Source organism: Allobosea sp. NPDC055332 (assembly GCF_053645455.1).
Genome location: NZ_JBSHMO010000001.1, coordinates 278,257 through 287,584, shown reverse-complemented (window position 1 = coordinate 287,584; position 9,328 = coordinate 278,257). Strand labels below are relative to the sequence as shown.

Genomic DNA, 9,328 nt, shown 5'->3' with positions numbered 1-9,328 from the left:
ATTGGTTGCTTGCAAAATGATAGCGACTGGGATAGCGAGCCCGGGTCATGCAGCCCAAGCTCGCTCCTCTCACCGAATGCCCCTGCGCCCTTGCGGTCGAGACCGTCGGCGAGTGGTGGAGCCTTCTGATCCTGCGCGATGCACTTCAGGGGCTGACCCGTTTCGACGAGTTCGAACGCAGCCTCGGCATCGCGCCGAACATGCTGACGCGCCGGCTGAAACACCTCACCGAGAGCGGGCTGTTCGAGCGGCGGCTCTATAGCGAGCGGCCGAAGCGCTATGAATACATCCTGACCGAGAAGGGTAGGGACGTCTTTCCGGTCGTCGTGGCGCTGATCGGCTTCGCCAACCGGCATCTTGCGCCCGAGGGCGCCTCGCTATTGCTGGCCGAACGCGGGACGGGGCGGCCGATCACGCCGATCGTCGTCGATGCCGCGACCCTGCAGCCGGTCACCGCGGCAGGCGCCACCATCATCGCCGGGCCGCGCGCGAGTGCCGATCTGCGCGAGCGACTCGCTGCGCGCCATGCAGCCACCCAAGCCAGATCGAATTAGGAGCCTGCTATGCGCCGTATCGTCGTCACCGGACTGGGCGTCGTCTCGCCCCTGGGCTGTGGCACCGAGCTCGCCTGGCAGCGCCTGCTCGCCGGCCGCTCGGGTCTGCGCCGTCTGCCCGATGCTGTCGCCGAAACCCTGCCGGCCAAAGTCGCCGGCATCGTGCTGGGGAAGGCCGAGGACAATGAGGGCGGCTTCGATCCGGACGTGGCGATCGCGCCCAAGGACCAGCGCAAGATGGACCGCTTCATCCAGTTCGCGCTGGTCGCCGCCAAGGAAGCGCTGGCCCAGGCCGGCTGGCAGCCGCAAGACGAGGCCGAGCGCGAGCGCACTGCGACGGTGATCGCGTCGGGCATTGGCGGCTTCCCGGCGATCGCGGAGGCGGTGCGGACCACCGATCAGCGCGGCGTGCGCCGGCTCTCGCCCTTCACCGTGCCGTCCTTCCTGGTCAATCTCGCTGCCGGCCATGTCTCGATCGACCATGGCTTCAAGGGTCCGATCGGCGCGCCTGTCACCGCCTGCGCCGCCGGCGTGCAGGCGATCGGCGATGCGGCGCGGATGATCCGGGCCGGCGAAGTCGACATCGCGCTCTGCGGCGGCAGCGAGGCCTGTGTCGATCTCGTCGCGCTCGGCGGCTTTGCCGCAGCGCGGGCGCTTTCGACCGGCTTCAACGACGAGCCGGAGAAGGCCTCGCGCCCCTTCGACCGCGACCGCGACGGCTTCGTCATGGGCGAGGGCGCCGGGATCCTGGTGATCGAGGCGCTGGAGCATGCGCAGGCGCGCGGCGCAACGATCCTCGCCGAGCTGACTGGCTACGGCACCAGCGCCGATGCGTATCACATCACCTCCGGCCCCGAGAATGGCTCTGGGGCGCGTCGGGCGATGGAGACGGCGCTGAAGCAGGCGGGCCTGAAGCCCGGCGATATCCGCCACCTCAACGCCCATTCGACCTCGACGCCGGTCGGCGATCGCGGCGAGCTCGCCGCGATCAAGGCGGTGTTCGGCGAGACGGGCGGCATCGCGATCAGCGCGACCAAGGCGGCGACCGGCCACCTGCTCGGCGCGGCCGGCGGGCTGGAGGCGGTCTTCACCATCCTCGCCTTGCGTGATCAGATCGCGCCGCCGACGCTCAACCTCGAGAACCCGGACGAGGATGCGGCCGGGCTCGATCTGGTGGCGAAGACCGCCCGGCCGCTGGCGATGGAGCACGCCATCTCGAACGGCTTCGGCTTCGGCGGCGTCAACGCCAGCGTGGTGTTCAGGCGCTGGGCCTGAGCGCCCTCTAGAGCGTCACCACGACCTTGCCGAACTGCTCGTTCGATTCGAGATAGCGATGCGCCGCGACGATCTCCTCGAACGGGAAGCTGCGGGCGATGATCGGCTTCAGTGAGCCGTCGTCCAGCCCGTCGAGAATGAAGGCCTTGGCGGCGGCGAGGCGCGCGGGATCGCCGTTGATCTCGTGGACGAGGTAGCCCCGCAGCGTCAGGCTCTTGCTGAGGACATTGAAGAGCGGGAAGGGGGTCGCCTCCGGGCTCTGGCCGCCATAATTGATCAGGATGCCACCGCGTGCCATCGCAGCGGTCAGCGGCAGGAAGGCCGGGCCGCCGACGGCGTCGAACACCACCCTGATGCCGTCCTCGCCGGCGATCTCTTTCAGCCTGGCTTCGAGATCCTCCTCGGCCGAGGCGATGACATGGGCGGCTCCAGCCTCGCGCAGCGCCTGGGCCTTGCGCGAGGTCCGCGTCACCGCGATCGGGATCGCGCCGATCCGGTTGGCGATCTGGATCGCGGCGAGGCCGACGCTGCTCGACGCCGCGGTGATCGCCACATGCTCGCCTTGACGCAGGTGAGCGATGTCGATCAGCGCACCATAGGCGGTGAGGTATTGCATCCAGCTCGCCGCGGCGGCCTCCCAGCCCAGTGTCGGCGGGTGCTTGATCACCAGCTCGGCCGGGACGGTGACGAGCTCGCTATGCACCGGGCAGCGTACCATCGAGCGTGGCGGCACCAAGCTGACGGCATCGCCGGGTGAAAGGCCCTCGACGCCGGCGCCGAGGCTCTCGATCAGGCCGGCGGCTTCGAGGCCGATGTCGGAGGGAAACTGCGCCTGTTCGATATAGGTGCCGGAGCGGAACAGGGCCTCGGCGCGGTTGAGGCCGAGCGCCCTGGTCCGGATGCGGACTTCGCCGGGACCCAGCGGCGGGATGTCGACATCCTCGATGGTCAGGACCTCGGGGCCGCCATGGCGGTGAAATCGGATCGTGCGGGCCATGCTCATAACTCCGAAGCAGATTGAATGAATGAGCTATGGCAGCGCACCATTCTGCAATAAATTGCGCCCCGTGATCGATAATCAGAACTGATGATTTCGAATGATGGATCGCCTCACCAGCATGGCCGTGTTTGTCAGGGCGGTCGATCTCGGCTCTTTCGCCGCGGCTGCAGCGGCGCTCGGCCTGTCTGCGCCGATGGTCGGCAAGCATGTCCGCTTCCTCGAGGAGCGGCTCGGCGTTCGCCTGCTCAACCGCACGACGCGGCGACAGAGCCTGACCGAGTTCGGCTGCGCCTATTATGAACGCTGCCGGAGCGTCCTCGCCGAAGCCGAGGCGGCGGATGCGCTCGCTGCCGACCAATTCGGCGAGCCCCGTGGCAGGCTGCGAGTGGCGCTACCGGTGCTGTTCGGCCGGTGTTGCGTCATGCCGATCCTGCTCGACCTGGCGCGCCGACACCCGCAGCTGGAGCTCGACCTCGCCTTCGGCGACGGCTTCGTCGACCTGGCTGAGGGCGGGCACGACCTCGCCATCCGGACCGGTGAACTGCACGATGCGGCCAATCTCGTGACGCGCCGCGTCGCGCGCCAGCGCATGATCGTCTGCGCTGCGCCGTCCTATCTCGCAGCCCATGGAGCGCCGGCAAAGCTCGCCGAGCTCTCCGATCACGACGCGCTGATCTATCGCCGTTCCGGCGGGGTGCGTCCCTGGCTTTTCCCGCGTGATGGGAGGCCGCCGGTGGAGGTGATGCCGCAGCATCGTCTGCGGCTCGACAATCTCGAGGCGATCGCCGACGCGGCCGTGCTCGGCATGGGGCTCGCCTGGCTGCCGTCCTGGCTGGTGCGCGGGCGGCTCAAGGCTGGGGAACTGGTTGAATTGCTGCCGGAGGAGGGTCGGCTGCCCTATGACGTCCACGCGCTCTGGCTGCAAACGCCGCATCTGCCGCCGAAGGTGCGCGTCGCGATCGACGCGCTGGCGGCGGAGTTGCCGGGGCTGACGTGAGGCCGCCCCGGCGCCGAATGCCCGCTCAGAGCGGGATATTGTCGTGCTTGCGCCAGGGTCGCTCGACGCTCTTGGTCCGCAGCATGGCGAGGGCCCGCGCAACCCGTCGGCGGGTCGAGTGCGGCATGATCACTTCGTCGATATAGCCGCGCTCGGCTGCGACGAAGGGGCTCATGAAGCGGTCCTCGTATTCCTTGGTCTGGCGCGCGATTGTCTCGGCATCGCCACCGCGGAAGATGATCTCGACCGCGCCCTTGGCGCCCATCACCGCGATCTGCGCTGTCGGCCAGGCGTAGTTGACGTCGGCGCCGATATGCTTCGAGGCCATCACGTCATAGGCGCCGCCATAGGCTTTGCGCGTGATGATCGTGACCAGCGGCACCGTGCATTCACTGTAGGCGAAGAGCAGCTTGGCGCCGTGCTTGATCAGGCCGCCATATTCCTGCGCCGTGCCGGGCAGGAAGCCGGGAACGTCGACCAGAGTGACGATCGGGATCTCGAAGGCGTCGCAATAGCGCACGAAGCGCGCGCCCTTGCGGCTGGCGTCTGAGTCGAGCACGCCGGCCAGCACCATCGGCTGGTTGGCGACGATGCCGACGGTGCGGCCCTCGATGCGGGCAAAGCCGGTGACGATGTTGCCGGCGTAGGCCTGCTGGATCTCGAAGAAGTCACCCTCGTCGACGACCTTCAGGATCAATTCCTTGATGTCGTAGGGCTTGTTCGGATTGTCGGGGACCAGCGTGTCGAGGCTCATGTCGACGCGATCGGGCACATCGAAGCTCGGCCATTCCGGCACGCCGACGGTATTGTTGGCGGGCAGGAAGTCGATCAGGCGACGCACCTGCAGCAGCGCCTCGACATCGTTCTCGAAGGAGCCGTCGGCGACCGATGACTTGGAGGTGTGCACCTTGGCACCCCCCAACTCCTCGGAGGTCACGGTCTCGTTGGTGACGGTCTTCACCACCTCGGGGCCGGTGACGAACATGTAGGAGGTGTCACGGACCATGAAGATGAAATCGGTCATCGCCGGCGAATAGACGTCGCCGCCGGCGCAGGGACCCATGATCACCGAGATCTGCGGGATGACGCCGGACGCCTGCACATTGCGCTTGAAGACCTCGCCATAGCCGCCGAGCGCCGCGACGCCCTCCTGGATGCGGGCGCCGCCGGCGTCGAACAGGCCGACGATCGGCGCGCGCATCTTCAGCGCCATGTCCTGGATCTTGATGATCTTCTGGGCGTGGGTCTCGGAGAGCGAGCCGCCGAAGACGGTGAAGTCCTTGGAGAAGACGAAGACGGTGCGGCCATTGACCGTGCCCCAGCCGGTGACGACGCCGTCGCCGGGGATCTTCTCGGCCTTGTCCATGCCGAAGTCGACGGCGCGGTGCTGCACGAACATGTCGAACTCCTCGAAGGAGTCCTTGTCGAGCAAGAGTTCGATACGCTCGCGGGCGGTGAGCTTGCCGCGCTTGTGCTGCGCCTCGATGCGCTTTTCGCCGCCGCCGAGACGCGCGCCCGCGCGCCGGTCTTCGAGCTGTTCGAGAATGTCCTTCATCAAGAGCCTCCCGGGGCGCGGTCTTTAAAGGTCTTGTTTCCCGCTTAAGCGGCGCTGCGGGCGAAGTCCATTGCGGCCTTCGCAGCATGCGGCTGGAGTTTTGTGCACTGCCACGCCGATCACGGCATCGCCCGGCGTTGCGGAGCGGTGCCGCCGTCGAGAAGCAAGGTGCGCAGGCTGACAAGCGCATCCTGCAGCCTGTCGAGCTTCGGGGCGCCGAGACTGAGCCGCACGCCCCAGGACGGTGCCTGCGCATCGGCAAGGAAGACCTCCGGGGCCGGCAGGAGGATGCCGGAGGCGGCGGCGCGGGCGGGCAGGGCCTTCGCCCGCTCAGGTGCCATCGGTAGCCAGACATGGAAGCCATTGCCCGAGCTCATGGCGATGCCCGACGGGAGGAGCGCACGCGCCATGGCGACGCGGCGGCCGGCCTCCTCGCGGATCGAGCGCGCGACCGAAGCGGCGGTGTCCTCGCTGAGCCAGCGCTCCATGATCAGGCAGGAGAGCAGGGACGCCATGGTGCAGGTGGCCGCGAGCTCGGCGAGGGCAGGCTCCAGCCAGGGCTCGGGGACGAGCAGCGAGCCGATGCGCAGGCCAGGGCTCAGGACCTTCGACAGGCCGGAAACATGCAGCGTCCGCTCCGGCGCGATCGCGGCGATCGCGATCGTACCCGGCTCGGCCAGGGCAGCGTGGATATCGTCCTCGATGATTACCGCATCATGGGCGCGGCAGAGCTTCGCGATCTCGCGGCGCCGCGCCTCGCCCATCGTCGCCGTCGTCGGGTTGTGCAGGGTCGGCGTGATGTAGAGCACGGCGCGCCGACCAGCCGTTTTCGCCTCATGCAAGGCCTTGTCGAGCGCCTGTGGGACGAGGCCCTCATCGTCGATGGCGAGGCCGGTTAGCCGCAAGCCGCGCCGGCGGGCGAGGGCGATCGCGCCGGGATAGCTCAGCGCTTCGGTCAGGAGCTCGGTGTCCGGGCCGCAGGTGATCGCGAATGCGATGGCGAGCGCATGCTGGGCGCCGTTGCAGATCAGCAGCCGCTCTGGGGCAGCGGCAAGGCCTGTCGGCGCGAGCCAGCGGGCCAGCAGTGCACGATGCTCGGCTCGCCCGGCGGGTGCGGCATAGGCGCCGAAGCTGTCGGCGTCGAGCCGTCTTGCGAGGTCGGACAGGCTGGCGGCGAGCAGGCGGTCGCTCAGCTGCTGCGGCGGCACGTTGATGCTGAGGTCGATCGTGCGGCTCGTCGCCAGCGACAGGCCCGCGACGAACATGCCGCGGCCCCGGACGCTGCGCACGAGGCCGCGGCGTTCGAGCTGGGCATAGGCCTTGGTCACCGTGCCGATACCGATATCGAGCTGCCAGGCGAGGGGGCGGTGGGCCGGCAAGCGCGCGCCCGATGGCAGCGAGCCGTCGGCGATATCGCGAGCCAGCGCCTCGACCAGCCGCTCACTGGCCGAGCCGTTGCCGTCCGCGAGCTGAGGCTGCCAGGGCGAAGCGAGAAGCATGTCACCTTACAAATTGCGTCATGGGACACTTTTTAGGCTAGGCAAGAAGTGTCACATACACAATCACCGGCGCGACGTTTCCCAACGCTGGACCGGACATGACGCCGCAATTGCTGCTCGCCTTCATCGGCTATGCCTTCGTGACCTCGATCACGCCCGGGCCGAACAACACGCTGCTGCTGGCCTCCGGCGCCAATCACGGTTTTCGCGCCAGCCTGCCGCTGCTGCTCGGGATCAATCTCGGCTTCTCCGGGCTCGTCCTTGCGGCCGGGCTCGGGTTAGGGGGCCTGTTCAGCGCGATCCCTGTCCTGCACGATGTCCTGCGCTATGCCGGCAGCGCCTATCTGCTCTATCTCGCCTGGAAGATCGCCCGTTCGGCTCCAATGGAGCCCGGAGCCGAGGCGGCGCCGCCGCTCAGCTTTCCGGCGGCTGCGGCCTTCCAATGGGTCAACCCGAAGGCCTGGATCATGGCGGTCGGAGCCGTCGCGGCCTACACGCCAACGGAGGGCTATTTTCTCAATCTGGCGATCGTCGTGATCGTCTACGCCCTGGTCAACGGGCCCTGCATTGCCGTCTGGGCCGTTGGCGGCACGCTGCTGCGCGGGCTGCTGGCCGATCCGGCCCGTCAGCGCGTGTTCAACATCGTCATGGCGCTGCTGCTTGCCGCCTCGCTCTATCCCATTCTGGTGAGCTGACACACGCTTTCGCCGGCCGCTTGCGAATGAAATAAGTGTATGCTTATGTATCTGATATGGAGCAGGACATCTTCAAGGCACTGGCCGACCCGACCCGCCGGGCGATCTTCGAGAAGCTCGCGTCCGGCGGCATGAACGCCAGCGCCTTGCGCGAGGGCATGGCGATCAGCCAGCCGGCGATCTCGCAGCATCTCGCCGTACTGCGCACTGCGAAGCTGGTGCGGGAGGAACGGCAAGGGCGCTTCGTCAATTACGAAGTCGACCCGGACGGGCTTGCACTGATCGCGCAATGGCTGGCGAAATACCGCGCCTACTGGCCGGCGCGCATCGATGCCCTCAAGGATCTGCTGCGGGACATGGACCAATGAGCGAGAGCGACACGCAGGATCGGGCGAAGCAGCTCGTCTTCGAATACCAGCTCGATGCGCCGCCCGAAAAGGTCTGGCGGGCGCTCAGCATTCCGGCCTTCCGCGAGCGCTGGCTGCCCGCGGAGGTCGAGGCGCTTTCCAGCGTGCCGGGCGAGGAGGTGCGCTACCGCTTGAGAGAGGAGGAGCCGCCCTTCCTCGAAAGCGTGGTGACCTTCCAGCTTGCGCCGAATGAGGGCGGGACGGAACTGCGGATCATCCATAGCCTGACCGATGCGAGGCTGAGCCAGCCGCCGGCGCCTGCAAACAGCAACCAGCCGCTGATGCTGCGCGCCGCCTGACGCGGCTCGCAAGCCAGTCCACCAACATCGCAGTACTGAGGAGGTCGTCGATGCACGGCACGATGCAGCTCGTCCCTATGGTCGTTGAACAGTCGACCCGCGGAGAGCGTTCCTTCGACATCTATTCGCGGCTGCTGCGCGAGCGGATCGTCTTCCTGAACGGCGAGGTCAACGATGGCAGCGCCGCGCTGGTCTGCGCGCAATTGCTGTTCCTGGAAGCCGAGAACCCGAAGCGGCCGGTCCACTTCTACATCAATTCGCCGGGCGGCGTGGTCACCAGCGGCCTCGCGATCTATGACACGATGCAATACATCCGCTCGCCGGTGCACACGCTCTGCATGGGAACGGCCCGCTCGATGGGCTCTTTCCTCCTGATGGCGGGCGAGCCGGGCGAGCGGGCGGCGCTGCCCAACGCGAGCCTGCATGTCCACCAGCCGCTCGGCGGCGCACAGGGGCAAGCCTCGGACATCCTGATCCATGCCGAGGAGATCCAGAAGACCAAGCGTCGGATGATCCGGCTCTATGCCGAGCATTGCGGGCGAACGGAGGAGGAGGTCGAACGCACGCTCGATCGCGACCGCTTCATGACTGCCGAAGAAGGTAAGGAGTGGGGGCTGATCGACCGCGTGCTCACCGAGCCGCCAGCGGAAGCGTAATCAGGCGCTCGGCTTGCTCGGGTCGCCGATCTCGCGGTTGAGCGCGACTGCGGCGCGAACCAGTTCGGTCGCGACCTTCGCGTCGACCGCATCGCCCTCGCGCAGCACCATGGTCGCGAGCTCGAACTTGCCGCCGGGCTTCAGGCGAGGCTCGATCCCGCGCAGGCGCTTGCCGCGCCAGAAGCCGAAGAGCACGCGCTCGGCTTCGGCCCGGATCAGCAACACCGGCCCGTTCGAGAAATAGACCAGATGCGTCCACTTGATCCGCTCGTCGAGCGGGGCGGCGGCCTTCACCGCGGCACGCAGGGCCTCGACCGTCGCCAGCCGCCAGCCATCGAGCTGGGTGATGTACTCTTCCGGGTTGTCGGCCTTGGGCGCGCCCGGGATCATC

11 protein-coding genes are annotated in these 9,328 nt (G+C 67.6%); 7 read left to right on the top strand and 4 right to left on the bottom strand.

Annotated features, from left to right (window positions below):
• Positions 1–47 precede the first annotated feature (47 nt).
• Positions 48–554, top strand: a complete 507-nt coding sequence (locus ACWIGM_RS01525) for a winged helix-turn-helix transcriptional regulator (protein WP_454024162.1) — start codon at positions 48–50, stop codon at positions 552–554.
• 9 nt (positions 555–563) lie between these two features.
• The gene (fabF, locus tag ACWIGM_RS01520; RefSeq protein WP_454024161.1) at positions 564–1,829 is read left to right on the top strand and encodes a beta-ketoacyl-ACP synthase II; all 1,266 of its coding nucleotides are present in this window, start codon (positions 564–566) and stop codon (positions 1,827–1,829) included.
• A 7-nt stretch (positions 1,830–1,836) separates the two neighbouring features.
• Here fabF and ACWIGM_RS01515 read toward each other — a convergent pair whose 3' ends face one another.
• Entirely contained in the window at positions 1,837–2,826 is a 990-nt protein-coding gene (locus ACWIGM_RS01515; protein WP_454024160.1) for a zinc-dependent alcohol dehydrogenase family protein, read from the bottom strand.
• 103 nt (positions 2,827–2,929) lie between these two features.
• Here ACWIGM_RS01515 and ACWIGM_RS01510 point away from each other — a divergent pair, with 103 nt between their 5' ends.
• Positions 2,930–3,826, top strand: a complete 897-nt coding sequence (locus ACWIGM_RS01510; RefSeq protein ID WP_454024159.1) for a LysR family transcriptional regulator — start codon at positions 2,930–2,932, stop codon at positions 3,824–3,826.
• 25 nt (positions 3,827–3,851) lie between these two features.
• Here the strand turns inward: ACWIGM_RS01510 and ACWIGM_RS01505 are convergent, their stop codons facing one another.
• Together ACWIGM_RS01505 and ACWIGM_RS01500 are read right to left on the bottom strand one after the other, a co-directional pair.
• Positions 3,852–5,381: an acyl-CoA carboxylase subunit beta gene (locus ACWIGM_RS01505; protein ID WP_454024158.1), complete on the bottom strand. Its 1,530-nt coding sequence runs from the start codon at positions 5,379–5,381 to the stop codon at positions 3,852–3,854.
• Positions 5,382–5,500: 119 nt separating this feature from the next.
• Positions 5,501–6,880 (bottom strand): aminotransferase-like domain-containing protein, encoded by a 1,380-nt coding sequence (locus tag ACWIGM_RS01500; protein WP_454024157.1) that lies wholly within the window; start codon positions 6,878–6,880, stop codon positions 5,501–5,503.
• A gap of 98 nt (positions 6,881–6,978) precedes the next feature.
• Between ACWIGM_RS01500 and ACWIGM_RS01495 the strand changes: the two genes are divergently transcribed.
• Genes ACWIGM_RS01495 through ACWIGM_RS01480 form a run of 4 tightly spaced genes read left to right on the top strand, consistent with a single transcriptional unit; the run spans position 6,979 to position 8,937 of the window.
• A complete protein-coding gene (locus tag ACWIGM_RS01495) occupies positions 6,979–7,575 on the top strand; it encodes a LysE family translocator (RefSeq protein ID WP_454024156.1) in 597 nt (198 codons plus the stop codon).
• Positions 7,576–7,631: 56 nt separating this feature from the next.
• A complete protein-coding gene (locus ACWIGM_RS01490; protein ID WP_454024155.1) occupies positions 7,632–7,943 on the top strand; it encodes an ArsR/SmtB family transcription factor in 312 nt (103 codons plus the stop codon).
• A complete protein-coding gene (locus tag ACWIGM_RS01485) occupies positions 7,940–8,281 on the top strand; it encodes an SRPBCC family protein (RefSeq protein ID WP_454024154.1) in 342 nt (113 codons plus the stop codon). Before ACWIGM_RS01490 ends, ACWIGM_RS01485 begins: the two co-directional genes overlap by 4 nt.
• A gap of 50 nt (positions 8,282–8,331) precedes the next feature.
• A complete protein-coding gene (locus ACWIGM_RS01480; RefSeq protein WP_454024153.1) occupies positions 8,332–8,937 on the top strand; it encodes an ATP-dependent Clp protease proteolytic subunit in 606 nt (201 codons plus the stop codon).
• Here the strand turns inward: ACWIGM_RS01480 and ACWIGM_RS01475 are convergent, their stop codons facing one another.
• Complete coding sequence (locus ACWIGM_RS01475) at positions 8,938–9,327, bottom strand: DUF1801 domain-containing protein (protein ID WP_454024152.1); 390 nt, start codon at positions 9,325–9,327, stop codon at positions 8,938–8,940.
• Between the last annotated feature and the right edge of the window lies 1 nt (position 9,328).

Bases quoted from the DNA above. Each gene is read 5' to 3' on its own strand.
- ACWIGM_RS01525 (WP_454024162.1), top strand. From the start codon at position 48: ATGCAGCCCAAGCTCGCTCCTCTCACCGAATGCCCCTGCGCCCTTGCG.
- ACWIGM_RS01480 (WP_454024153.1), top strand. From the start codon at position 8,332: ATGCACGGCACGATGCAGCTCGTCCCTATGGTCGTTGAACAGTCGACC.
- ACWIGM_RS01490 (WP_454024155.1), top strand. From the start codon at position 7,632: ATGGAGCAGGACATCTTCAAGGCACTGGCCGACCCGACCCGCCGGGCG.
- ACWIGM_RS01495 (WP_454024156.1), top strand. From the start codon at position 6,979: ATGACGCCGCAATTGCTGCTCGCCTTCATCGGCTATGCCTTCGTGACC.
- ACWIGM_RS01485 (WP_454024154.1), top strand. From the start codon at position 7,940: ATGAGCGAGAGCGACACGCAGGATCGGGCGAAGCAGCTCGTCTTCGAA.
- ACWIGM_RS01510 (WP_454024159.1), top strand. From the start codon at position 2,930: ATGGATCGCCTCACCAGCATGGCCGTGTTTGTCAGGGCGGTCGATCTC.
- fabF (WP_454024161.1), top strand. From the start codon at position 564: ATGCGCCGTATCGTCGTCACCGGACTGGGCGTCGTCTCGCCCCTGGGC.
- ACWIGM_RS01505 (WP_454024158.1), bottom strand. From the start codon at position 5,381: ATGAAGGACATTCTCGAACAGCTCGAAGACCGGCGCGCGGGCGCGCGT.
- ACWIGM_RS01500 (WP_454024157.1), bottom strand. From the start codon at position 6,880: ATGCTTCTCGCTTCGCCCTGGCAGCCTCAGCTCGCGGACGGCAACGGC.
- ACWIGM_RS01515 (WP_454024160.1), bottom strand. From the start codon at position 2,826: ATGGCCCGCACGATCCGATTTCACCGCCATGGCGGCCCCGAGGTCCTG.
- ACWIGM_RS01475 (WP_454024152.1), bottom strand. From the start codon at position 9,327: ATGATCCCGGGCGCGCCCAAGGCCGACAACCCGGAAGAGTACATCACC.